Below are 24,127 nucleotides of genomic sequence, written 5' to 3'. Positions count from 1 at the left end.
CTCACAAGGAATCGCCGATGACCGAGAAGACCGCCGAGCTGATGGAATCCATCCTCTACGAGGTCAAGCGCGTGGTGGTGGGCCAGGACCGCTTCCTCGAGCGCGTGCTGGTGGCGCTGCTGGCCGAAGGCCACCTGCTCGTCGAGGGCGTGCCCGGCCTGGCCAAGACGCTGACGGTCAAGACGCTGGCGCGCACCGTCGGCGGCAGCTTCAAGCGCATCCAGTTCACGCCCGACCTGGTGCCGGCGGACCTGGTGGGCACCCGCATCTTCAACCAGAAGAGCGGCGAGTTCGGCACCAGCCTGGGCCCGGTGTTTGCCAACCTGCTGCTGGCCGACGAGATCAACCGCGCGCCGGCCAAGGTGCAGAGCGCCCTGCTGGAGGTGATGCAGGAGCACCAGGTCACGATCGCCGGCGAGACACACCGCGTGCCGGCGCCCTTCGTCGTGATGGCCACGCAGAACCCGATCGAGACCGAAGGCACCTACCCCCTGCCCGAGGCGCAGGTGGACCGCTTCATGATGAAGGTGCTGGTGGACTACCCCAGCGAGGAAGAGGAGTTCGTGATCGCCGAGCGCGTCACCGGTGCGCCGGTGAGCGTGGCCACCGTGGCCGACACGGCGCAGCTGCAGGCGCTGCAGACGCAGTGCCGCGCGGTGTACGTGGACCCGTCGCTGATGCAGTACGCCGTCAAGCTGGTCAGCGCCACGCGGCGGCCGGGCAAGTACGGCCTGCCGGAGCTGGAGAAGTACCTGACCTACGGCGCCAGCCCTCGCGCCACCATCGGCCTGATCGAAGGCGCCAAGGCCCTGGCCCTGCTGCGCGGCCGGCCCTACGCCCTGCCCGAGGACATGGTGGACCTGGTGCCCGACGTGCTGCGCCACCGCCTGGTGCCCTCCTACGAGGCGCTGGCCGAGGGCCTGTCGTCCGACGACCTGGTGCAGCGCGTGATGAAGAAGATCGCGGTGCCCGACAAGCCGCTGGCGCACCCTCAGGCGACGGCCACCGCATGATGCAGGGCCGACGTCCAGGCGAGTCCCGACCGGCCGCGCCTGCCGGTGCAGAGGCGCTGCTGCGGCGCCTGGAGTGGACCGTGCTCAAGCGCCTGGACGGCCTGCTGCAGGGCGACTACCGCACCCTGCTGCGCGGCACCGGCGTGGACCTGGCCGACCTGCGCGAGTACCAGTACGGTGACGACGTGCGCCACATCGACTGGAACGTCACCGCCCGCCTGCAGCAGCCGCACGTGCGCCAGTTCCACGAGGACCGCGACCTCACCGCATGGTTCCTGCTGGACCTCTCCGGCAGCGTGCACTTCGGCAGCGGCGACGTGAGCAAGCTGGCGGTCTCGGCCGGCTTCGTGACCGCACTGGCGCGCGTGGTCACGCGCCACGGCAACCGCGTCGGCGCCCTCTTCTACGGCGGCGGCGAGCCCGGCGTGGACGGCCTGCTGCGCCCGGGCGCGTCACGCACCCACGTGCTGGAACTGCTGGCGCGCATGCAGCGACCGGCGGCCAAGGCCTCCACCAAGGCCGGCGGCGCCGGCACCGCCTTGTTCGATCTGCTGCGCACCGCCGAAGGCGTGCTGCAGCGGCGATCGCTGGTCTTCGTGGTCTCGGATTTCATCAGCGCCCCGGGCTGGGACGAGGCCCTGGGCCGCCTAGCGCGCCGGCACGACGTGGTGGCCGTGCGCCTGTTCGACCCGGCGGAGATGGCCCTGCCGGACGTCGGCCTGGTCACGCTGGAGGACGCCGAGACCGGCGAACAGCTGTTCGTCGACGCCACCGACCCGGCCTTCCGCGCGCGCTACGCCGCGCTGGCCGAAGCGGCCGAAGCCGAACTGGCCGACGCGCTGGGGCGCGCCGGCGTCGACCTGCTGGAACTGGCCACCGACGACGACCTACTCGACGCGCTGCTGCGCTTTGCCGACCTGCGGCGGCGCCGCGCGTTCGGCCCTGGCGCGCACCTCGCGCCCCTGTCGTCTTCGGCCGCGATGCAAGGAGAAGCGGCATGAGTTTCCAATGGCCCACCCTGCTCTGGACGCTGCTGCTGCTGCCGCTGCTCGTCCTGCTCTACGTCTGGCTGCTGCGGCGGCGCAAGCGCACCACGGTGCGCCTGGCCAGCGTGGCCATCGCCAAGGCCGCGCTGGGCGCCGGCCCCGGCTGGCGCCGCCACGTGCCGCCGCTGCTGATGCTGGGCGCCCTGGGTGTGCTGCTGCTGGCCAGTGCGCGGCCGATGGCGGTGATCACGCTGCCGCTGTCGCAGCGCACCATCATGCTGGCCATGGACGTGTCGGGCAGCATGCGCGCCGAGGACGTCAAGCCCAACCGCCTGGTGGCGTCACAGGAGGCGGCCAAGGCCTTCGTCAACGCCCTGCCGCGTGACGTGAAAGTGGGCATCGTCTCTTTTGCCGGCACGGCCGCGGTGGTGCAGGCACCCACCACCAGCCGCGAGGACATCGTCGCCGCGATCGACCGTTTCCAGCTGCAGCGCGCCACCGCCACCGGCAGCGGCATCATCCTGTCGCTGGCCACGCTGTTCCCCGAGCACGACATCGAGATCCAGCACATCACCGGCCAGCGCAAGTTCCCGGGCAGCAACCCCATCGGCGACGACCCGGCCAAGCCCAAGTTCACGCCGGTGGAACCGGGCTCGTACAACTCCGCCGCCATCATCATGCTCACCGACGGCCAGCGCACCACCGGGCCCGACCCGCTGGACGCGGCCAAGATGGCGGCCGAGCGCGGCGTGCGCGTCTACACCGTGGGCGTGGGCACCACGCAGGGCGAGGTCATCGGCTTCGAGGGCTGGAGCATGCGCGTGCGGCTGGACGAGGCGACGCTGAAGGAAGTGTCATCGCGCACCCTGGGCGAGTACTTCTACGCCGGCACCGCGGAAGACCTGATGAAGGTCTACGAATCGCTGTCGGCCAAGCTGGTGGTGGAGCGCAAGGAGACCGAGGTCACCGCGCTGTTCGCCGCGCTGGGCGCACTGCTGGCGCTGGTGTCGGCCGGGCTGTCGGTGCTGTGGTTCGGGCGCGTGGCCTGACGGCCTGCGGCGGCATTTCGCGCCGTCACACCACCCTCAACACGGCACTTCGATGAGGAACGGCCCACCGGCCGCATAGCCGCGCTTCAGGGCGTCGCACAGCGCCGCCGCGTCGTCGACCCGGCAACCCGGCACGCCCTGCCCCTTGGCCAGCGCCACCCAGTCCAGGGCCGGGTGGTCCAGGCTCAGCATCGCCGCCGCCTTGGGGCCGCTCATGCGGGCGCCGACGCCTTGCAGTTCACCCTGCAGGATGCGGTAGGCGCGGTTGGCGAAGACCACCACCCCGATGGGCAGCGACTCGCGTGCCATCGTCCACAGCGCCTGCAGCGTGTACATGGCGCTGCCGTCGCCCTCCAGCGTCAGCACCGGCCGGCCGGGCGCCCCGAGCGCAGCACCCACGGCACACGGCAGGCCGTAGCCGATGGCCCCGCCCATGCCCTGCAGCCAGTCGTGCGGCGCGGCCGCCGCCATCGCCGGACCGAAGCCGCGCCCGGTGGTCACCGCCTCGTCCACCACCACCGCCTGCGCCGGCAGGGCCGCGGCGATGGCCGCGGCGATCGATTCCGGCGTCAGCGGCCCCGAGGGTACCCCCAGAGGCGCCGGATCCGCATGCGGCGCGGACGGCGCCTGAAGCGCCTCGGCCAGGGCCTGCAGCGCCGCCGGCACGTCCTGCTGCGGCGTGGCCAGGGTCTGCAGCGCGCAGCCCTCGGGCTTGAGCTGGGACGCCTTGCCCGGGTAGGCGAAGAAGCCGATGGGCTCGACGCTGCCGGCCAGCACCAGCACTTCCGCGCCCGAGAGCTTCTGGCGCGCCGCGTCGCCGGCATACGGCAGGCGCTCGATGCGCGGCCGACCCCGGCCGCCGGGCATGCGCGGGTTGTAGAACTCGGCCAGCACCCGGCACCCGGTGGCGGCGGCGATGGCGGCGGCAGCATGCAACGCCGCTTCGCTGGCGCTGCCGCCGGCCCCCAGCAGCAGCACCGCGCGCGACCCGAGGGCACGCAGCGTGCGCGCCGCGGCGTCCACGGCCTCGCCCGCCACGGGCGCGGCTGGCGGTGCGGCAGGTGCGCGTTGCGGCACGCCGCCGGCGCCCCAGGCGGTGTCGGCCGGCAGCGCCAGCGTGGCGATGCAGCCCAGCGCACCATCGCGCGTGGCGGCCACGGCGGCAGCAGCATCGGCGCCGACCTCCGCCGCACTGCGTGCATGGCGGACCCAGTGCGACACCGAGCCGGCCACGCCGTCTAGGTCCGACTTCAGTGGCGACTCGAAGCGCAGGTGCTCGAGCGCGTGGTCGCCGACGATGTTGAGGATGCCGGACCGTGCCTTGCGCGCGTTGTGCAGGTTGGCCCAGCCGTTGCCCAGTCCCGGTCCCAGGTGCAGCAGGGTGGCCGCGGGTTGGCGCGCCATGCGCCAGTAGCCGTCGGCGGCGCCGGTGCACACACCCTCGAAGAGGCCGAGCACGCAGCGCACGCCGGGCAGGCGGTCCAGCGCCGCCACGAAATGCATCTCCGAGGTGCCGGGGTTGGTGAAGCACAGGTCCACGCCGCTGTGGGCCAGCGTCTGCACCAGCGACTCGGCGCCGTTCATCGGGGTGACCATCGGGGTGGGGTCAGGCATGCGTGTGTCCCGCAGATCGCGGGCGGGTGAACGCCGCGAGGCCCAGGGCCCCGGCGGCCAGCAGCACGCTGGCCAGCGACAGCTGCAGGTGCGACAGCCCCAGGTCGCCGCCGCCGGGCAGCGCCATGCCCAGCCCGGCGGCGAACAGCAGCACGCGCGCCGCGACACCGGCGGCGCCCTCCCCCAGGCGCCCGAACCCGGTGAGCCAGCCCTCGAGCGCCGAGCCGATCAGCCAGATGCCCAGCACCGCAGTGGCCACGACGACCACGATGTCCAGCGGCGAGCCGCGCAGGATCAGTGCCGGGTTGAGCACGAAGAAGAAGGGCACGAAGTACATGGTGCTGCCCAGGCGCATCGAGCGCAGGCCCACCTCCACCGGCCGCGCGCCGGCCACGCCCGCGGCCACGAAGGAGGCCAGCGACACCGGCGGCGTGATGAATGACACCATGCCCCAGTACATCATGAACAGGTGCACCGCCACCGGGTCGAAGCCGGCCTTGACCAGCGGCGGTGCGAGCACGATGGCCAGGAAGATGTAGCAGGCCGTGATCGTCATGCCCATGCCGAACACGAAGCTGGTCAGCGCGCCCATCACCAGCAGCACGTAGACGTTGTTGCCGGCCAGGAAGACGAGGTCGTTGGCCAGCGTGCCCGCCAGCCCGGTGACCGACAGCGCGCCGATGATCAGCCCCACCCCGGCCAGCAGCGCCGCCAGTTCGGCCAGCGACTTGCTCACGCCCTCGGCCAGCGCCATCAGCTGCTTCCAGCCCAGGCGGTGGCGCCGCCAGGCCTGGTTGATGACCAGCAGCAGCGCGGTGGCGTAGAAGGGCGCGATGGCCTCCTGCTGCAGCACCAGCAGCAGCCACACCAGCAGCACGAACACGGCCACGTACTGCCAGCCTTCGGCGAAGGTGCGCGCCACCGATGGCAGTTCCGCACGCGGCAGGCCGCGCAGGCCGCGCCGCGCGGCGAAGCCGTCGATCTGCACGAACAGGCCAAAATAGAACAGCAGCGACGGCACCAGCGCCGCCAGCACCACCGCGCTGTACGGGATGCCCAGGAAGCTGGCCATCACGAAGGCGGTGGCGCCCATGATGGGCGGCATCAGCACGCCGCCGGTGCTGGCGCAGGCCTCCACCCCGGCGGCGTAGGCGGGCGGGAAGCCGGTGCGCTTCATCGCGGGAATGGTCACCACGCCGGTGGTCAGCACGTTGGAGACCACGCTGCCCGAGACCGAGCCCATCAGCCCGCTGGCGAAGATCGACACCTTGGCCGGCCCGCCGCGCACGACGCCGAAGAGCGCAAAGGCCAGGTTGTTGAAGAAGGCGGCCGCGCCGGTGTACTGCAGCACGGCGCCGAACATCACGAAGCCGATGACCAGCTCGCCGAAGGCGCGCGTGGGGATGCCCAGCACGCTCTCGCTGCTGGTGAAGTGGTAGGCCGCCGCGGTGTTCAGCGGCTGCGGCAGGCCGGCGATGGGCCCTGGCATGTGGCCGGCGAACACCGGGTACAGCGAGATCACCGCCACCACCACGAACACCGCCGTGCCGCCGGCGCGGCGCGTGGCCTCCAGCAGCAGCAGCCAGCCCAGGCCGGCCACCCACACCGCGGCGGTGGGCGCCATGAACTCCCAGGCTTCCTCCAGGATGCGGCCGGCGTTGAACGCGAAGTAGGCGAACACGCCCCAACTGGCCAGGTACAGCAGCAGGTCGTACCCCGGCACGCCCACCTGCCGCGCGCGCGGCGACGCCGGCAGGAACAGGAACACCGTGCCCACCAGCAGCGCACACAGCAGGTAGAGGTAGGCGTTGTCCAGCAGCGTCACCCCGGCGAAGAAGCCGAGGTTGAGCAGCTTGTTCAGCGCCAGCGCAATGGCCGCCAGCCCCGACAACGCGATCCAGGCGCGCCATGGGGCCGACAGCGTGCGGTGCCGCCGCTCGCCACCCGCCGCCTGCGCCGGTTCGGCGGGCGGTGGCGGCTCAGGGGCAGCGGTCACGCGCGGCTCACCACTCGGTGACCACGGCGTCCATGCCGGCCTTCGTCAGCGCGTCGGCGCGGGCCTTCATCCACGCCTGCGCGAAGGCCTTGTCGTCGGCGTGGCTGCCGGCGTTCACCGCCTTCCAGGCGTCGGCCAGCACCTGCTGGCGCTGCACCAGCTTGTCGTTGTGCGCCTGGTGCTCCGGCTTCCACAGGCCCTTCTCCTTCCAGTAGCGGATGGCGCCATCGTGGAAGGGGATCACCCAGGCAAAGTTCTGCCGGTCCACGGCCCAGCCCACGTTGCCCGGCGCGGCGTCCTTGTAGTCCGCATAGGTCTCGACCATCGCCTTCGTCATCGCGTAGACGGTGTCGTTGTCCTGCTTCGCGTAGGTCATCAGGATCGGGTACGGGTAGGTGGCCGACTCGACGCGGTTGTCCTTGCTCAGGTCGGCACCCTCGGCGCCCATGAACGGGAAGAAGAACGGCGCGGTCTTGTTCATGCGCGCCCAGCCGGCCTTGTCGGCGTGCGGGATGGTCGGGTAGACGATGCCGCGCGGCGACTTGGCCAGCTGGTAGGCCTTGCCGGAGATCGACGAGGTGAAGGCGGCGTCGGCCTGGCCGTTGATCACGCCGTCCATCGCGGCACCGAAGCCGCCGAAGTCCACCCGCTGCACGTCGTTCCACGTGAGGTTGGCAAAGGCCAGGATGGCGGTGATGTTCTGGTTCAGCGACGGCGCGCCGATCACCCAGGCCACGCGCTTGCCCTTGAGGTCGGCCACGGTCTTGATGCCGCTGTCCTTGGCGGCCACCACGGTGAGCACCTGGTCGGAGTTGTTCAGCAGCAGGCCGCGGATGGGCTGCGGGCCCCAGGTCTTGGCACCGAACTCGAACACCCCTTCCTGCGCCAGGTAGCTGCCGCCGACGCCGTTGGCCGAGAACTGCACCTGGCCCTCGCGCACGGGCAGGGTGCGCGAGACGTCGTTCTTGCCTGGCAGCACGCGCAGGTTGACGCCGTAGCGCTGCTTGAGCGCGTTGCCGATGGCCACGGCCTGGTTGTAGCCGCCGGAGCCCACGTCGTAGGCGCTCCAGGCCAGCGTGGCCGGCAGGCCGGGGTTGGTCTGGGCGGTGGCGGCCAGGGCCGCGCCGCCGGCCAGCGCAAGGGCGGCCAGGCGCATCAGGGTGCGGTCGAGCTTCATCGGTGTCTCCTGTGGCTGTGCATGCAAGGCGGCCGGGTGGGCCGCCGCCCGCAATCTAGCGACAGGTGCGCACCCCGCACACCCGGCGTAATCCCGGTGGTCGGTGTCGCAAAGGCGACGCAGGGCGCCTGGTGGCCCGCCGCTCAGGCGTCGACGGTCTGGGTCTCGGCCGCGCGCAACGGTGCATCGAAGCCGGCACGCACCCCTTCGAGGAAGGCCTCGGGCGCCAGGGGCTTGGCGTAACGGTAGCCCTGCACCTCGTCGCAGCCCAGCGCACGCAGGCGCTGCTGCTGCAGTTCGGTCTCCACGCCCTCGGCCACCACACGCTTGCCGAGGTCGCGCGCCAGCGCGATGACCGCGCGCACGACGGCATCGGAATCCGGGTCCTGTCCCAGGTCGATGACGAAGCTGCGGTCGATCTTCATCACGTCCACCGGCAGGTGGCGCAGCGCCGACAACGACGAGAACCCGGTGCCGAAGTCGTCCAGCGCCACCTGCACACCGGCGGCGCGCAGCGGCGCCAGCGCCCGCTCGACCAGCGCCGCCTCACCGGCGAACAGGCTCTCGGTGATCTCCAACTCCAGCTCCTGCGGCCGCAGGCCATGCCGCGCCAGCATCGCCAGCACGGTGTCGGCGAAACCGGCGTCCTGCAGCTGGCGGGCCGACACGTTGACGGCCACGCGGCCGATGGGCACGCCCAGGTCGCGCCAGCGTCGGCGCTGGGCCATGGCCATGTTCATCACCTGCTCGCCCAGGGCGACGATCAGGTCCGACTCCTCGGCCACCGGCACGAAGCGCACCGGCGGGATCCAGCCACGCTCCGGGTGCCGCCAGCGCACCAGCGCCTCGGCACCTTCGGTGCGGCCGGTGCGCAGGTCCAGCCTCGGCTGGTAGTGCACCTCGAGCTGGCCGCTGGCCAGCGCGGTGCGCAGGTCGCGCCCGATCCAGGCCCGCTCGCTCGCTTCCTGGTCCAGCGTGGCGGCGTAGCGGCGCCAGCGGCCGCGGCCGTCGGCCTTGGCGGCATACATGGCCAGGTCGGCCCGGCGCAGCAGTTCGTCGCGTTCGGTGCCGTCGGCCGGGCAGCTGGCCAGCCCGATGCTGGCGCCGATGTGCTGGAGTTGCCCACGCAGCACGAAGGGGTGGGCCAGGCGGTCGCACAGCGCGGCGGCCAGGGCCTCGGCGTCGGCGGTGGCCGGCAGCACGGCGACGAACTCGTCGCCGCCCGGGCGCGCGAGCACCGTGCCCTCGGGCACCAGCGCACGCATGCGGTCGGCCACCGCGCGCAGCAGGATGTCGCCCACCGTGTGGCCCATGGCGTCGTTGACTTCCTTGAAGCCGTCCAGGTCCATGAACAGCAGCGTGAAGGGCTGCGGTGCCGAGCTGTCGGCCAGCAGGTCGTCGCAGGTGTCGTGCAGGCCATGGCGGTTCAGCAGGCCGGTCAGGTCGTCTCGCACGGCCCGTTCCACCAGCCGGTGTTCGCGTTCGGCGGCGGCGATCGCCAGCGCACAGCGGTCGCGCAAGGCCTCCAGCTCGCGCCGTGCGTCGTCGTCCATGGCCAGCGGCCGGGCCGCGCACAGCACGATCAGGGCCACGGGCTCGTCCTGCCAGGCGGCCGGCACCCAGCAGGCGGCCGCCGGTTCGCTGGCTGGCAGCGCGAGGGCCTGGCGGATCCAGTCCGGCGGGTTGCGGCGCGCGTCGCAGTGCACGGCCAGGCCATCGGCCACGGCCTGGCGCAGCGCCAGCTCGGGCACGGGCTGCAGGCCAGTCTCGGCATCGGGCCGGTGCACACGCCAGTCGGGGCCCGACCAGGTGCGTGCCAGCACCGCCAGCCGGGCACCGGGCGCCAGCACCTGGAGCCGCCGCAGGATCTGCTGCATCAGCCGATCGAGGTCCAGCGACCCCAGCAGTTCGCGGTCGATGCCGGCCTGCGCCTCGAAGGCCTGCATCTGCCGCCCGTGGCGGTCGACCATGCCGTTGAACAGCTGCGCGAGCTGGCCGAATTCATCATTTCGGCCTTCGGCCACGCGGGTCGACCAGTCCCCGGCCGCCAGCCGCTTCGTGCCGGCGATGATCTGCTCCAGCGGCACCATGGTGCGCCGCACCAGCACCAGGCCCAGCATCGCGATCAGCAGCAGCGTGGCCACGCCACCGGTGGCCGCCAGGCGCAGCACATCGTCCTGCAGCGCCGTCTCCGGCTCGTGCTGCCGGCCCTGCAGCACCCAGTCGCCGCTGCCGAACCTGGCCTTCAGGAACAGGTGCCAGGCCGGGTCGCCGGCGTTCGCGACGTGGGGGCAGCGCAGCGGCCGGCGCTGGGCGTCACTCAGGCACACGGTGGACGCCGGGCCGTCGGCGCTGAAGTCCTGCCAGAGGAAGCCGGGGCTGACCTCGGCCACCCAGGTGCCACGGCCGGCGGCGTCCGGCCAGGTCAGCATCACGTGCGCCGGCGCATCGTCCGCAGCCGGCAGCCACCACAGGTCGCGCGAGGAGCGTGGGGCCTCACCCCGGGCCTGCTGCCAGCGCGCCACCAGTACAGGGTCGCCGTGGACACGCCCGTCGACACCCACGCTGGCCAGGCCGGCCAGCACCGCCTTGACGGCCTCGTCGTGCAACCTCGGCGCCTCGAACTGCGCATCGATCGCCTTGGCCGCCAGCGTGGCACGCGCCGCCGTCAGGCGGTCGAAGGTGCGCATGCCGATGTGCTTGAGATACTCCGACTCGTTGCGCTGCGCGCGGTCGGCGCGGTCGTTCAGGTAGACCTGGGTGGCCAGCAGGACGAACACAGCCAGCGGCAGCAGCGCCGCCGCGAGCAGCACGCGGAAGGTGCGCCGGGCGACGCGGCTGTGCAGGAACAGGCCGCTGATGCGCATCGGCGCCCCGTCAGTAGCTCGACGCCGGGCCGATGAAGCGGCCGTTGTTGGCGCGCAGGATGTCGTCCTTGCTGGCCTTGGCCGTCAGCGGCGAGACCGACTCGCCGTCCGACCCCTTGCTGTACAGGTCGTAGTCGCTGTTCAGCGGCACCAGCGAATGGTCCTTGCGCGCCTTGCCCTTGCCGTGGGCCGTCGTGAGGTTCGTGTACTGGTAGGGGTTGCCCCAGGGGTCGGCCATGCCGCCGCGGCCGATGTCGGCCAGGCTGTCGGGCAGTTCGCCGGTGTCGGTGAAGGTCTGGTCGAGCAGGGCCGACAGACCGGTGATGTCGTCCACAGCCTGCTTGGTGCGGATGCGGTCCTGGTAGCCGCCCCAAGCGCTGGCCGCCAGGCTGGCCAGCACCGCGACCAGGGACACGACAAGCAGCAGCTCCACGAGCGTGAGGCCGCGTGCCCTGGCACGGGAGCGCAAGAACTTCTGATTGCACATCGCCGAATGTCTCATCGTGAGACTTTCGGCACTTGCGATCCCGGCTTGAGCCGGATCGTGGGTGGCTGGCCAGCCCGGCCGGAACGTGCGACCCGTCAGACGTGGAAACGTGAACGATTGCCCAGGCCGGTGCCCAGGGCCGCCCGCCTGGGGCCGCCGGTCAGACCCCGGCCAGCACCCGCACGTGCGCCACCACGCTGCGCGCCAGCGCCGACAGCGCGTAGCCGCCCTCCAGGCAGGAGACGATGCGACCCTGCGCGTGGCGGTCGGCGACGGCCTTGAGCTGGGTGGTGATCCAGGCGTAGTCGTCCTCCACCAGGCCGAGCTGGCCGAGGTCGTCCTCGCGGTGGGCGTCGAAGCCGGCGGAGATGAAGATCATCTGCGGCCTGAAGGCCTCCAGCGCCGGCAGCCAGCTCTGCTCGATGGTCTGGCGGATCTCCGGCCCGCGCGTGTACGGCGCCACCGGCACGTTGACCATGTTCGTGCCCTTGGGCACGGCGCCGCTGTAGGGGTAGAGCGGATGCTGGAAGTAGCTGCACATCAGCACCCGCTCGTCGCCGGCGATGATGTCTTCCGTGCCGTTGCCGTGGTGCACATCGAAGTCGATGATGGCCACGCGCTGCAGGCCGTGCACGTCCAGCGCATGCCGCGCCGCCACCGCCACGTTGTTGAAGAAGCAGAAGCCCATGGTCTCGTCGCGCGTGGCGTGGTGGCCCGGCGGGCGCACGGCGCAGAAGGCGTTCTCCGCCTGGCCCGATAGCACGCGGTCGGTGGCGGCCACGGCCGCGCCGGCGGCGCGCAGCGCGGCGCCCCAGGTACCGGGGCCCACCACGGTGTCGGGGTCCAGCGCCTTCGGTTCACCGGCCTCGCGCACCTGGCGCATGGTCTCCTGCAGCTGCATCACGTAGCCGGCGGTGTGGGCGCGCTCCAGCTGCTCCAGCGTGGCCTCGGGCGCGTCGTGGAAGTCCAGCGCCATGTCGATGCCGCTGGCGCGCAGCTGGTCGCCGATGGCGTCCAGCCGCTGCGGGCATTCCGGGTGGCCGGCGCCCATGTCGTGCAAACGGCACTCGGCGTGGGAGAAGAATGCGGTGCTCATGCGCGGGGTCGGGGCCTTTCGGGCAACATCATGCGGATGGATCCGAATCTCCCTCGCCAACTGGCCCGGCTGGTCGACCAGATCAGCCGCATTATCGTCGGCAAGCGCACCCAGATCGAAGACGCCGTGGCCTGCCTGCTGGCCGGCGGCCACCTGCTGATCGAGGACGTGCCCGGCGTCGGCAAGACCACGCTGGCGCACGCGCTGGCGGTGTCCCTCGGCCTGGACTTCCGCCGCGTGCAGTTCACCGCCGACCTGATGCCCAGCGACCTGATCGGCGTCTCGGTCTTCGAACGTGCGAAGGACGCCTTCGTCTTCCATCCCGGCCCGGTGTTCGCGCAGGTGCTGCTGGCCGACGAGATCAACCGCGCCGGCCCCAAGACCCAGAGCGCGCTGCTCGAAGCCATGGAGGAGCAGCAGGTCTCGGTGGAGAACGTCACCCGCAAGCTGCCGCAGCCCTTCTTCGTCATCGCCACCCAGAACCCCAGCGACCAGCTCGGCACCTACCCTTTGCCGGAGAGCCAGCTCGACCGCTTCCTGCTGCGCGTGACGCTCGGCTACCCCGACCGCGCCAGCGAGCGTGAACTGCTCGCCGGCGAGGACCGACGCGGCCTGGTGGCCCGGCTGCCGGCGGTGATGCAGCCCGACGAGCTGGTGGTGGCGCAGGCCGCGGTGCTCAAGGTCACGGCGTCGGAGCCGCTGCTGGACTACCTGCAGGCGCTGATCGCCGCCACGCGCGACGGCCGCTGGTTCGTCGAGGGCCTCTCCCCGCGCGCCGGCATCGCCGTGCTGCGCGCCGCCAAGGCGCGGGCGCTGATGGCCGGGCGCGGCTACGTGGCGCCGGACGACATCCAGGCCATCCTGCCGCAGGCGGTGGCGCACCGGCTGGTGCCGGTGGCCGGGGCGGGCCGGGGCGCCATCGAGCAGGTGCGCGCGATGGTCGAGGCCACGCCGCTGTCCTGAGCCGCCCTGCCCCGCCGCCATGGGCCTGATGTCGCGCCTGGACGACTGGTTCGTTGCCCGCATGCCGGTGGCCGACACCTGGACGCTGGGCCAGCGCAACATCTACATCGTGCCCACGCGCGGCGGCTGGTCCTTCGCCGCCCTGCTGGTGCTGATGCTGCTGACGGCCATCAACTACCAGCTCAACCTGGGCTACGTGCTGGCCTTCCTGCTCGCCGGTGCGGCGGCGGTGTCGATGCACGTTACCCACGGCACGCTGCGCGGGCTGACGCTGCGCATCAGGCCCGGCCCGCCTGGCTGGGCCGGCGAACCGGCGCTGCTGGACGTGGTGATCGACAGCCCCGACCGCAGTCGCCATGCCCTGGCCGTGCGCTGGCGCGAGCGCGGCCGCGTGGGCCAGACCTGGACCGCCGTGGACGTGCCCGCCGGCGGCCAGGCCAGCGCCACGCTGAGCTTCGTGCCCGACCGCCGCGGCTGGCACGCGGTGCCGCCCATCGTCGTCGAGACCGGCTTCCCGTTCGGCTTCTTCCGCGCCTGGACGGTCTGGCGGCCGGCCACGCGCGTGCTGGCCTGGCCCAGGCCGGAGCATCCGGCGCCCGGCCTGCCGATGGCGCAGGCCGTGCCCGGAGAACAGACGACGCTGCAGCGTGCCGCCGGCGGGGAACTGGACGGCGTGCGGCCCTGGCGGCGCGGTGATTCGCTGCGCCAGGTGGTGTGGAAGAAGGTGGCGCGCAGCGGCGAGCTGGTCAGCCGCGAGACCGCGGCCAGCGGCAGCCAGGAGCTGTGGCTGGACTGGACCGCCACCCAGGGCGACCCCGAGGCGCGGCTGTCGCGCCTGGCTGCCTGGGTGGAAGGCGCGGAGCAGCGCGGCCTGGTCTGGGGCCTGCGCCTGCCGGGTGTGGAGCTGCCCGGCGCCCAGGGCGACGCCCACCGGCGCCAGGCGCTGGAGAGGCTGGCGACATGGGGCTGAGCCTCGTCGAACGCTGGCGGCACCTGCCGCGGGACGCGCGCGACACGCTGTTCCAGCTGGCCGTGATCGGCTGGACCATCGCGCCGCACACGGCCCACCTGGCGCCCTGGTGCATTGCGCTGGCGGCGGTGATCCTGCTCGTGCGCGCACGCCTGGCCTTCAGCGGCGGCAACCTGCCCAGCCGCTGGACCCTGGTGGCGGTGCTGGGCCTGGCCATGGGCCTGACCCTGTTCACCGAGCGCACGCTGCTGGGCAAGGAGGCCGGCGTCACCATGCTGGTGGTGCTGATGGCGCTGAAGACGCTGGAACTGCGCGCGCGGCGCGACGCGATGGTGGTCTTCCTGCTCGGCTTCTTCCTGGTGCTGACGAACTTCCTGTACTCGCAGTCGCCGCTGGTGGCCGCGGCCATGCTGGTGGCGGTGTGGGGCCTGCTGACGGCGCTGGCGCTGGCCCACATGCCGGTGGGCCTGCCCGGCATCGCCACCGCCGGCGGCGTGGCGGCGCGCACCACGCTGTGGGGGCTGCCGGTGATGCTGGCGCTGTTCCTGCTGTTCCCGCGCATCGGGCCGCTGTGGGGCCTGCCGGGCGATGCCGGCGGGCGCACCGGGCTGTCGGGCTCGCTGTCGCTGGGCGGCGTGGCCGAACTGGCCAACGACGACGCGATCGCGATGCGCGTGCGCTTCGTCGACCGCGCGCCGCCGAGCGACGCGCTGTACTTCCGCGGGCCGGTGCTGTCGGTCTTCGACGGCCGCACCTGGACCCGCGACCCGCGACCGGACGCCGTGCCCGCGCCCGAACTGCTGGGGCGTCCGCTGCGCTACGAGGTGATGCTCGAGCCCAGCCGCCTGGCGGCCGTGCCGCTGCTGGAGCTGACCGACGGCGACCCGTCGGTGGCGCCGCAGGCGCGCGGCTTCGACCTCTCGCTGCGCCCCGACCAGCAATGGGTGGCCGACCGGCCATTGGACGCGCGCATCCGGCTGGAGGCCACCGCCTGGACGCGCCACCGCCATGGCCCGCTGCAGGCCACCGTGGCCCTGCGCGACGACGTGGCCCTGCCACCGGCGCGCAACCCGCGCACGCTGCAGTGGGCGGCGGAGCTGCGGCGCCAGGCGGCCTACCGCGAGGCCGACGCGCGCACCCTGGCCGCCGCCGTGCTGCGCCACATCCGCGAGAACGACTACACCTACACGCTCACGCCCGGGGTCTATGAATCGGCCGACGCGATCGACGACTTCTGGCTCGACCGCCGGCAGGGCTTCTGCGAGCACTTCGCCACCGCCTTCGTCGTCGTGATGCGTGCGCTGGACGTGCCGGCGCGCGTGGTCACCGGCTACCAGGGTGCCGACCCGGCCACGGTGGACGGCTGGTTCATCGTGCGCCAGAGCAATGCCCACGCCTGGGCCGAGATCTGGCAGGCGGGCGAAGGCTGGATCCGCGTCGACCCCACCGCTGCGGTGGCACCCGAGCGCGTGCGCCTGGGCCGCAGCCTGGTGCCCTCGCCCGGCTTCGTCGCCGGCACGCTGAACAACGTCAACCCGGCCCTGGCCGCGCAGCTGCGTGCACTGTGGGAACGTTTCGACCAGCGGTGGAGCGAGTGGGTGCTGAACTACTCGCGCACCCGGCAGTTCGACCTGCTCGAAACCCTGGGCGTGGAGGCGCCGAGCTGGCGTGACCTGGCCTTCGTGCTGGCCGGCCTGCTGGGCGCCGTCAGCCTGGCCGGCGCCGCCTGGGCGCTGTGGGACCGCCACCGCCAGGACCCCTGGCTGCGCCTGCAGCGGCGGGTGGCCGAGCGCCTGGCGCAGCTGGGCGTGGCGGTGGCCGCGCACGACCCGCCGCGCACCCGCGCCGCAGCCGTGCGCGCCCGGCTCGGCACCAACGGCGAGACCCTGGCCCGCGCGCTGGAACGGCTGGACCATGCACGCTATGCCGCGGCGGGCCGCGCAGCAGTGGACCGGCGCTGGTGGCGGCAGTTCCGGGCCGAGGCGGCGCGACTTTCTCAACACCCGCACTGACGCGGCGGCGGCCCGCCACCGGTGTCCGGGGGTCGGCCCGCATGCCACCGCCGCCCCGCTCGCTTACATTGCGACACAGTTGGGGCACCACCGGTGCCTGGGCGGTGGACGGAGGCCGCGCGTGCAGCACAAGACCTGGTTCCTCGAAAGCGTGGCGGCCGACGGCTCGCACGTGACCCACGTGCTGCAGGCCTGGCCGTTCAGCATCGGCCGCGACCCGTCCAACGCGCTGGTGGTGGACGGGCGCGGCCTGTCGCGCCGACATGCCGAGCTCGACGTCGGCCCGGACGGCCGCCTGTGGCTGACCGACCTGGACAGCACCAACGGCAGCTTCGTCAACCGCGAGCGCATCGTCGGCCGCGTGGCGGTGGACGAGGGTGACGTGCTGCACTTCGGGCATGCCGAGTACCGGCTGGGGGCCGACACGGCCACCCGGATCGTCACCGCGCAGACGGACAACGAACGCACGCAACTGGTGTCGCCCGGGCGCACGCTGCCGGAGCACTTCGTGCGCCAGGAGCGGCCCTTCATGGAGTTCCTGGGCGGTCGCGGGCTGACGGCGGCAGCACAGCCCATCGTGGCGGCCGAGGGCGGCGACGTCTTCGCCTACGAGCTGCTCGGTCGCGCGGCCCACCCCGACCTGCCCGGCTCGCCGATGCAGCTGTTCCACCTGGCCAAGGTGCTGCAGCGCGAGGCGGAGCTCAGCGAGGCCTTCCGCAACCACGGCGTGCGCGCGCTGGCCCCGCGGCTCAACGGCCGCCGTCTGTTCGTCAACACGCACCCGAGCGAGACCTTCGCCGAAGCTTTCTTCACCGCGCTGCAGGGCCTGGTGGCACTGCCCGACGCACCGGCGCTGGTGGTGGAGGTGCACGAGACCGCCGTGGTGGACATCCCGCGCATGCGCGCCTTCGCCGCCCGGCTGGGCGAAATCGGGGTACCGTTCGCCTATGACGACTTCGGCGCCGGCGAGTCGCGCATCCGCGAGCTCACGCAGGTGCCGCCGCATTTCGTGAAGTTCGACATGGGCCTGATCCGCGGCCTCGACGCCGCGCCACGCGTGACCCAGCGGCTGGTGCGCGACCTCGTGCGGGCGGTGGTCGACCTGGGTTCGGTGCCACTGGCCGAAGGCGTGGAGACCGAGGGCGAAGCGGCCATCTGCCGCGACATGGGCTTCCAGCTGATCCAGGGCTACCTGACCGGGAAACCGCGGCCGGTGGCCGAGGTCTAGGCCAGCAACGTCGCCAGGTCGAACGCCGGGTCCGCCGCCTGCGCCGGCGTCGGGCTGCGCCCGGCATCCAGCAGCTTGCGCGCCAGCAGGTGGGCCTTGGCATCGTCGACGCTGTCCACCGCGATCAGCCGCCCGCCGGCGAAGTGCCAGACCGAGAACGATGGCGCGTCGAGCACACCGCGCAACACGCTGCGGTCCGCACCTGCCGACAGCCCCGCCATCTGCAGCTTGCGACCGTGCTGGTCCGACCAGAACCACGGGGTGGCGGTGAACGGCCTGTCCTGCCCCAGCAGCGTGGCCGCCGCCGCCTTGCCACCTTCGGTGGCGCCCTGCACCGACTCCAGCCGCAGCAGGCGGCCGTCGGGCAGGCGGCGCACGGTGCAGTCGCCGGCGGCCACGATGGCCGGGGCCGACGTGCGGCCGTGGGCATCGATCACGATGCCACCATCGCAGGCCAGCCCGGCCGCACGCGCCAGCGCATCGTTGGCCACCACGCCGATGCCCAGCAGCACCTCGCCCGGGTCGACACCGTCGGCCGACGCACCCAGGCGCAGGTCCACGCCGTGGCTGCGGTGCAGGTTGGCGAACCAGTCCGACAGCAACGGCGGCAGCGCACGTGCCAGCAGCCGCGGCTGCGCCTCGATCACGGTCACCGCCAGCCCGAGCTTGCGCGCCGTGGCCGCCACCTCCAGGCCGATGAAGCCGCCGCCGACCACGGTCAGCGGCCGGCCTGCGGCGTGCAGTGCCCGCAGCCGTTCGGCCAGGGCCTCGGCGTCGTCGCGCCCGCGCAGCACGGCGGCCTGCTCGAAGCCCGGCAGGCGGCGCGGCGTGGCGCCGGTGGCCAGCACCAGCGCATCGTAGGGTTCGCACGTGCCATCGGCCAGGTGGACGCAGCGGGCCGCCCGGTCGATGGCGCTCACCGAGACGCCGGTGCGCAGCACGATGCCCTTCTTCGCCAGCATTTCCGGCGCGCGCATCACCAGCTGCGCCGCCTGCATCTCGCCGGCCAGCCAGCCCTTGGACAGCGGCGGCCGGTGGTAGGGGCCGTGCGGCTCGTCGCCCAGCAGCGTGATCGTGCCGGCGTGGCCGCCGGCCCGCAGCGCCTCGGCCGTGGCCACGGCCGCCTGGCCGGCACCGACGATCAGCACCCGGTCCATGGCCGCCCTACTCCTGGTTCGGCGGCAGCGTCACCGTGCCGCCAGCCAGCGCCGGGCCGGCCTTGAGCTGGCAGGCCAGGCGGCTGTTGGGTCGTCGTTCGGCAGCCACGTTGGCCAGCATGTCCAGCTCGCCAGGCTGCGGCGGCGGCAGCATGCGCATCAGCAGCTCGTCCACGTAGCAGTGGCAGGTGGCACAGGCGCAGGACCCGCCGCACTCGCCCAGGATGCCGTCGATGCCGTTGGCGGTGGCCGCCTGCATCAGGCTCCAGCCGTCGGGCACGTCGAGTTCGGTGGTGGTGCCGTTGTCCTCGATGAAGGTGATCGCCGTCATGCCGCGCGCTCCAGTTCCAGCCGGATCGGGCTGCGGAAGGTCGACGACGGCATCCACGCCAGGTGTTCCTGCACGCGCCGGTAGGCCGGCACCACCTTGTGGAACTCGTCGAAGGCGATGTTCACCGCCAGCCGCGCGATCGCCGTGCCCAGGCAGGCGTGCACGCCGCCGCCGAAGCCCAGGTGGCCGCGCGGCTTGCGGCGGATATCGTAACGGTCGGGGTCGGGGAACTGGCGCTCGTCGCGGTTGCCCGAGCCGTAGGCCAGGCAGACGAAGTCGCCGGCCTTCATCGTCTGCCCGTGCAGCGTCACGTCCTTCTGCAGGCAGCGCTTAAAACGCTGGGCCGACGTGTTGTAGCGCAGCGATTCCTCGATCGCCTCCTTCAGAAGCGACGGGTCGGCCACCACCTCGGCGCGCGCATCGGCATGGTCGGCCAGGTTCAGCGCGAACATGCTCATGAAGCCGCCCAGGCTCTCGATGCCGGCCATGATCAGCGTGGTGGTGGTCAGCAGCACCTCGCGCTCGTCGAGGCGGTCGCCGTCGATCTCGGCGGTGCTGAAGTGGGAGATCAGGTCGTTGACCGGGTTCTGGCGCCGCTCGGCGATCACGGTGGCCGCGTAGTCCTGCATCCACTGGTAGGCGGCGATGTGCTGCGGCGCCTTGGCCCGCGTCACCGGGTCGCTCTGCACCATCAGCACCGCCTTTTCGCGCACCCGGGCCTCGTCCCCCATCGGGAGTCCCAGTGCGGCGAAGAGCACCCGCACGGTGAACTTCGACGAGAAGTGATCGATGAAGTCGAAGCGCTGCAGGCCGGCCAGCGGCAAGGCGGTGGCGCGCGCGATCTCGCGAATCGGCTCGGCCAGCGCCTCGAGGTTGCGCTTCATGAAGGCATGCTGGATCAGACCGCGCAGGCGGTCGTGGCGCGGGGGGTCGGTGGTGCCCAGCGTGGCGCCGGCCCGGCCGGGCAGTTCCGTCATCAGGTTGCCCTTGGCCGACGAGTAGGTCTGCCAGTCCTGCCCGGCGCTCACGATGTCGGCGTAGCGCGACAGGATCCACATCTGCGCCTCCGGGCTCCAGAAGCAGGGGTGCTCGTCACGCAGCACCTTGTAGGCGGGAAAGGGGTCGGCGTCGATGACGGGCGAATAGGGGTCGAAGCTGAACACGGCTTGTCTCCTGTGTTGACCATGGCGATAGCGCGGTCATCTTGACCGGGGACAGGCCGGCGCGGCTGCACCCACGGCCATCGATACTTGCACTTTTGACGTAGGATGCCGGCATGGTCACCCACCGCGCGCCGCGCCGGACACAGCGCGCCGAACTTCCGGCGTTTGCGCTCTACGGCGAACAGCGCGCCGCGGCGCCGGCCATGCTGCACGTGGAATCCATCGCCTCGCGCAGCCGGCTGTACGACTGGGAGATCGACTCGCATGTGCACCACGGCCTGCACCAGCTGCTCTGGCTGCGCGCCGGGCCGGTGCAGGCCAGGTTGGACGAATCGCGCACGGAAGCCGAAGGGCCGCTGGCCATCGCGATTCCGCCGGCTGTGGCGCATGCGTTCCGTTTCACGCCGCAGACCGACGGCATGGTGCTGACGCTGGACGCCCGCCGGCTGGCCGAGGGCGAGCCCGGAGCCTTCGGCTTGGCGCTGCAGGCGCTGTTCGCGCAGCCTCGGCTGGTGCGCGTGCCGGCGCACGAGGCCGAACGGCTGCAGGCACTGATGACGGCGCTGCAGGCCGAGACGCTGGCCGGCGAGGACTCACCCGTGCCCACCTGGCTGGCGCGAAGCGTGGTCTGGCGGCTGGCCCAGCTGGCGCAGCGCGGCAGCGCCGGCGGTCTGGCGGGCGGCGTCGAACACCGGGCCCGGGACGCGCTCTACACCCGCTGGGTGGTGCTCATGGAGGCCCACTACCGCGACCACTGGCCGGTGGCCCGCTACGCCGAGCGCCTGGGCCTGAGCACCGAACGGCTGAACCGCCTGGTGCGCGCCGAGACGGGGTTCAACGCGCAGGCGCTGCTGCACGCGCGCCTGTTCCGCGAAGCCTGCCGCCGCCTGGTGCACGTGGCGGCACCGGTCTCGCGCATCGGCTTCGAACTGGGTTTCGAGGACCCGGCCTACTTCTGCCGCTTCTTCAAGCGGCACGCCGGCTGCGGGCCGCGCGATTACCGGCAGCGGGCAGCGGCAGAGGTCTGAATCTCAAGCGGGCGACGGCACGCCTTGGCGCGCCGCCTGGCGCCGGCGCCAGGCCAGCACGCCCAGGCCCGCCAGCAGCAGCGCCGCCGGCGCGGGCTCCGGCACCGGCGTCACGTTCACGGCGTCGAACGCCGCGCCGCGGATGATGGCCGCCTTGGGCACCACGCCCACGGCCGGGTCGTCGTTGCTGAAGCGCAGGACCAGGCTCAGGTAGTTGAAATCGGTGATGTCCAGCGGGCCGGGCAGGGTCGACGCGTCGGCCAGCAGGGCCGGGCCGCGCAGGTCGAAGCTGATGTCGGTGAGCACGAAGGGCGTGGCGCTCAGCGACGGATTGACCACCGAGAACGGCGCCAGGCTGCCACCGTTCACGCCGCCCCAGCCGCCGAAGAGGAAATCGCTGCTGGTGCTCATCTGCTGCCAGCGCCCGTCCTGCCCGGTGATGGTGAAGTGGCCCAGCGTGGCGTCGTGGATCTCCAGCACGAGGTCGTCCAGCGCCCCCTGCCACGTGGGCGTGGCCCCCACGGGCGGGACGCTGCCGTCGATGCGGAAGTCCATCGCGAACGTTGCGTTGACCCCGTTCGAGAACGGCCCGGGGTTGGTGGTGCTGTTGCGGGTGTCGATGGACACGCGCACGTCGACGGCAGCGGCCGCACCGGCGGCGATGCCGAGGCCGGCCGCCAGGGCCAGGGTGCGCCAACGCGGGGCGAAGCAGGCAAGGGACATGGCGAGATTTCCTCCTGGGCCGACCCTACCCGGCCCGACGCGCGCAGGCCCATCCCCAGGTCCGGGGGGAACGGCGTTCGTTCAGCCCAGCGTGTGCACGACGTCGTCCAGCGCCGCGCGCACCCAGCGGTGCGCCGGGTCGTCCTGCCGGCGCACGTGCCACACGGCATACATGGGCAGTCGGGGGGCCGGCACCGGCAGCGGCGCCGACGCCAGCCCGCGCAGGGCGCCGTCGGCCAGTTTCGAGGGCACGGTGGCCAGCCAGGACCCGCCACGCAGCATCGCGGCCAACCCGCCAAAGCCCGGCACCGTGGCCACGATGCGCCGCTGCAGCCCGCGTGCCGCCAGCACCTCGTCGATGGCCAGCGTGCGCCCGTCCTCGTAGCGCACGCTGACGTGCTCGGCGGCCAGCCAGGCCGCCCGCGTGGCCGGCGCGGCGCCGGCGGCCGGGTCGTGGAACACGACGTAGCGGTCCTCGAACAGCCGCCGGTGCACGATGTCGCTGGCGTCCGGCGGCCGGGGCGTGAGCAGCAGGTCGCAGCCGCTGCCGCGCAGCAGGTCCGCATTCGGTGCGCCGGAGGGGATCACGCGCAGGCTCAGGCCCGGCGCCTGCACACGCAGGCGGCGCAGCAGTGGCGGCAGCAGCAGGTCGCGTTGCAGGTCGTTGGCCGCCACGGTGAACGGGCCGGCCAGCCGCGCCGGGTCGAAGCCCGCGGCCTCGCTGAAGGCGCGCAGTTCGTCCAGCAGCACGCGCGCCCGCGCCACCAGCACGCCGGCCTGCGCGGTGGGCACGATGCCGCGGCCGCTGCGCACGAAGAGGCGGTCGCCGGTGATCGCACGCAGGCGGTCCAGCGCGTGGCTGACGGCGCTCTGGGTCAGGTCCAGCCGCGCGGCGGCGGCAGTCACCGAGCCGGCCTCGGCCACCGTGACCAGCAGGCGCAGCGCGTGCCCGTCGAGGCTCAAATGATCGATGCGGTTCATGTGTTGAATGAATCAGATCGGCTTTATTGCATGAATGGTTTTTCCGACACTGACCTGCATCAAGACCGGCCCGACCGCAGGAGACGCGCATGAGCTTCGACATCCCCGGCACCACGCTGTTCGACGGCGCCCAGGCCCGCAAGGGCTACGCGCTGAACAAGATGTGCTTCAGCTTCAACGAGGCGGCCAACCGCGCCGCCTTCCTGGCCGACGAGGACGCCTACTGCGCGGCCTACGGCCTGAACGACCGGCAGCGCGCCGCGATCCAGGCGCGCAACGTGCTGGACCTCATCGCCGCCGGCGGCAACGTCTACTACCTGGCCAAGTTCGCCGGCATCTTCGGGCTGGACGTGCAGGACATCGGCGCGCAGCAGACCGGCATGAGCAAGGACGCCTTCAAGGCCATGCTGGCCGCCCACGCGAAATAAGAGGAGCACGACCATGGCCCAGATCCTCGGCGCACTCTGCAGCTCCCACGTGCCGGCCATCGGCCGCGCGATGGCGAAGAACCTGCAACAGGACCCCTACTGGAAGCCCTTCTTCGACGGCTGGCCGCCAGTGCACCGCTGGCTGGCCGACAAGCGGCCCGACGTGGCCGTGGTCTTCTACAACGACCACGGGCTGAACTTCTTCCTCGACAAGCTGCCCACCTTCGCGATCGGCGCGGCGCCGCAGTACACCAGCGCCGACGAGGGCTGGGGCATCCCGCAGGTGGCGCCGTTCCGCGGTGACGAGGACCTGTCGTGGCATCTGATCAACCAGCTCGTGGCCGAGGATTTCGACCTCACCACCTGCCAGGAGATGCTGGTCGACCACGCGATGACCAACCCGATGCACCTGATGTACCCGGACGAGCGCTGGGCCGTGCGCATCGTGCCGATCGCGATCAACACGGTGCAGTTCCCGCTGCCGTCGGCGCGCCGCTGCTGGGCGCTGGGCGACGCCGTGGGACGTGCAGTGCGGTCCTGGCAGAGCGATGCGAAGGTGATGTTCCTGGGCACCGGCGGCCTGTCGCACCAGCTCGACGGCGAGCGGGCCGGCTTCATGAACAAGGACTTCGACCTCGCCTTCATGGAGAGCCTGATCCATGACCCGCAGTGGGCCACGCAGTTCAACACCCACCAGCTGGTGGAGAAGGCCGGCACCCAGGGCGTGGAGCTGATCATGTGGCTGGCCGCGCGCGCGGCGCTCGGCGACGGCGCGACGCTGGCGCACCAGAACTACCACATCCCGATCTCCAACACGGCCTCGGGCGTGATGCTGATGGACGCGCGCTGAACCCGAAC

At 72.3% G+C, this 24,127-nt stretch carries 21 protein-coding genes; 10 read left to right on the top strand and 11 right to left on the bottom strand.

The window, feature by feature from the left end; genetic code table 11:
• The first annotated feature begins 17 nt into the window (after window positions 1-17).
• From ENE75_RS15040 to ENE75_RS15030, 3 genes are read left to right on the top strand one after another with little or no spacing between them, the layout of a single operon-like run.
• The gene (locus ENE75_RS15040) at window positions 18-1,013 is read left to right on the top strand and encodes an AAA family ATPase (protein WP_233259097.1); all 996 of its coding nucleotides are present in this window, start codon (window positions 18-20) and stop codon (window positions 1,011-1,013) included.
• Entirely contained in the window at window positions 1,013-2,014 is a 1,002-nt protein-coding gene (locus tag ENE75_RS15035; RefSeq protein ID WP_375138495.1) for a DUF58 domain-containing protein, read from the top strand. Before ENE75_RS15040 ends, ENE75_RS15035 begins: the two co-directional genes overlap by 1 nt.
• Window positions 2,011-3,048, top strand: coding sequence for a VWA domain-containing protein (locus ENE75_RS15030; protein ID WP_128199115.1), 1,038 nt, complete (start codon window positions 2,011-2,013; stop codon window positions 3,046-3,048). The genes ENE75_RS15035 and ENE75_RS15030 overlap by 4 nt, the downstream gene beginning before the upstream one ends.
• Before the next feature lie 36 nt (window positions 3,049-3,084).
• Here the strand turns inward: ENE75_RS15030 and ENE75_RS15025 are convergent, their stop codons facing one another.
• The 6 genes from ENE75_RS15025 to ENE75_RS15000 all read right to left on the bottom strand — a co-directional run bounded on the left by ENE75_RS15025 (window position 3,085) and on the right by ENE75_RS15000 (window position 12,285).
• Window positions 3,085-4,662, bottom strand: coding sequence for an acetolactate synthase large subunit (locus ENE75_RS15025; protein WP_233259096.1), 1,578 nt, complete (start codon window positions 4,660-4,662; stop codon window positions 3,085-3,087).
• Window positions 4,655-6,658, bottom strand: coding sequence for a TRAP transporter permease (locus ENE75_RS15020; protein ID WP_199232311.1), 2,004 nt, complete (start codon window positions 6,656-6,658; stop codon window positions 4,655-4,657). Before ENE75_RS15020 ends, ENE75_RS15025 begins: the two co-directional genes overlap by 8 nt.
• 7 nt (window positions 6,659-6,665) lie before the next feature.
• Window positions 6,666-7,835 (bottom strand): TAXI family TRAP transporter solute-binding subunit, encoded by a 1,170-nt coding sequence (locus tag ENE75_RS15015; RefSeq protein WP_199232310.1) that lies wholly within the window; start codon window positions 7,833-7,835, stop codon window positions 6,666-6,668.
• Window positions 7,836-7,978: 143 nt separating this feature from the next.
• Window positions 7,979-10,702: a putative bifunctional diguanylate cyclase/phosphodiesterase gene (locus ENE75_RS15010; protein ID WP_128199114.1), complete on the bottom strand. Its 2,724-nt coding sequence runs from the start codon at window positions 10,700-10,702 to the stop codon at window positions 7,979-7,981.
• Window positions 10,703-10,712: 10 nt separating this feature from the next.
• Window positions 10,713-11,189 (bottom strand): prepilin-type N-terminal cleavage/methylation domain-containing protein, encoded by a 477-nt coding sequence (locus ENE75_RS15005; RefSeq protein WP_233259095.1) that lies wholly within the window; start codon window positions 11,187-11,189, stop codon window positions 10,713-10,715.
• 160 nt (window positions 11,190-11,349) lie between these two features.
• Window positions 11,350-12,285, bottom strand: a complete 936-nt coding sequence (locus tag ENE75_RS15000) for a histone deacetylase family protein (RefSeq protein ID WP_128199112.1) — start codon at window positions 12,283-12,285, stop codon at window positions 11,350-11,352.
• Between the two features lie 36 nt (window positions 12,286-12,321).
• On the opposite strand from ENE75_RS15000, the gene ENE75_RS14995 reads away from it, so the two are divergent.
• From ENE75_RS14995 to ENE75_RS14980, 4 genes are all read left to right on the top strand, one after another.
• Window positions 12,322-13,248 (top strand): AAA family ATPase, encoded by a 927-nt coding sequence (locus tag ENE75_RS14995; protein ID WP_128199111.1) that lies wholly within the window; start codon window positions 12,322-12,324, stop codon window positions 13,246-13,248.
• 19 nt (window positions 13,249-13,267) lie between these two features.
• Window positions 13,268-14,218, top strand: a complete 951-nt coding sequence (locus ENE75_RS14990) for a DUF58 domain-containing protein (RefSeq protein WP_128199110.1) — start codon at window positions 13,268-13,270, stop codon at window positions 14,216-14,218.
• Window positions 14,209-16,230: a transglutaminase TgpA family protein gene (locus tag ENE75_RS14985; RefSeq protein WP_128199109.1), complete on the top strand. Its 2,022-nt coding sequence runs from the start codon at window positions 14,209-14,211 to the stop codon at window positions 16,228-16,230. Before ENE75_RS14990 ends, ENE75_RS14985 begins: the two co-directional genes overlap by 10 nt.
• A gap of 121 nt (window positions 16,231-16,351) precedes the next feature.
• Window positions 16,352-17,458: an EAL domain-containing protein gene (locus ENE75_RS14980; protein ID WP_199232309.1), complete on the top strand. Its 1,107-nt coding sequence runs from the start codon at window positions 16,352-16,354 to the stop codon at window positions 17,456-17,458.
• Here ENE75_RS14980 and ENE75_RS14975 read toward each other — a convergent pair.
• The 3 genes from ENE75_RS14975 to ENE75_RS14965 are packed head-to-tail and all read right to left on the bottom strand — an operon-like array spanning window position 17,455 to window position 20,109.
• Window positions 17,455-18,615, bottom strand: coding sequence for an NAD(P)/FAD-dependent oxidoreductase (locus tag ENE75_RS14975; protein ID WP_128199107.1), 1,161 nt, complete (start codon window positions 18,613-18,615; stop codon window positions 17,455-17,457). The genes ENE75_RS14980 and ENE75_RS14975 overlap by 4 nt on opposite strands.
• Before the next feature lie 7 nt (window positions 18,616-18,622).
• Window positions 18,623-18,946 (bottom strand): 2Fe-2S iron-sulfur cluster-binding protein, encoded by a 324-nt coding sequence (locus tag ENE75_RS14970; RefSeq protein WP_128199106.1) that lies wholly within the window; start codon window positions 18,944-18,946, stop codon window positions 18,623-18,625.
• Complete coding sequence (locus ENE75_RS14965; RefSeq protein WP_128199105.1) at window positions 18,943-20,109, bottom strand: cytochrome P450; 1,167 nt, start codon at window positions 20,107-20,109, stop codon at window positions 18,943-18,945. Before ENE75_RS14965 ends, ENE75_RS14970 begins: the two co-directional genes overlap by 4 nt.
• A 113-nt stretch (window positions 20,110-20,222) precedes the next feature.
• Here ENE75_RS14965 and ENE75_RS14960 point away from each other — a divergent pair, with 113 nt between their 5' ends.
• Window positions 20,223-21,137, top strand: coding sequence for a helix-turn-helix domain-containing protein (locus ENE75_RS14960; protein ID WP_128199104.1), 915 nt, complete (start codon window positions 20,223-20,225; stop codon window positions 21,135-21,137).
• A 3-nt stretch (window positions 21,138-21,140) separates the two neighbouring features.
• Here the strand turns inward: ENE75_RS14960 and ENE75_RS14955 are convergent, their stop codons facing one another.
• Window positions 21,141-21,860, bottom strand: a complete 720-nt coding sequence (locus tag ENE75_RS14955) for a PEP-CTERM sorting domain-containing protein (RefSeq protein WP_233259094.1) — start codon at window positions 21,858-21,860, stop codon at window positions 21,141-21,143.
• Between the two features lie 81 nt (window positions 21,861-21,941).
• Window positions 21,942-22,841, bottom strand: coding sequence for a LysR family transcriptional regulator (locus ENE75_RS14950; RefSeq protein WP_128199103.1), 900 nt, complete (start codon window positions 22,839-22,841; stop codon window positions 21,942-21,944).
• 89 nt (window positions 22,842-22,930) lie between these two features.
• Here ENE75_RS14950 and ENE75_RS14945 point away from each other — a divergent pair, with 89 nt between their 5' ends.
• Both ENE75_RS14945 and ENE75_RS14940 read left to right on the top strand, forming a co-directional pair.
• Window positions 22,931-23,269, top strand: coding sequence for a protocatechuate 4,5-dioxygenase subunit alpha (locus ENE75_RS14945; protein ID WP_128199102.1), 339 nt, complete (start codon window positions 22,931-22,933; stop codon window positions 23,267-23,269).
• Window positions 23,270-23,282: 13 nt separating this feature from the next.
• Window positions 23,283-24,119: a class III extradiol dioxygenase family protein gene (locus tag ENE75_RS14940; protein ID WP_128199101.1), complete on the top strand. Its 837-nt coding sequence runs from the start codon at window positions 23,283-23,285 to the stop codon at window positions 24,117-24,119.
• Window positions 24,120-24,127: the final 8 nt, after the last annotated feature.

The organism is Rubrivivax albus, from assembly GCF_004016515.1.
In the GTDB taxonomy this organism is placed as follows: Bacteria; Pseudomonadota; Gammaproteobacteria; order Burkholderiales; family Burkholderiaceae_C; genus Rubrivivax; species Rubrivivax albus.
The sequence above is the reverse complement of the archived record's forward strand: the minus strand, read 5'-3'. Positions and strand labels throughout refer to the sequence as shown.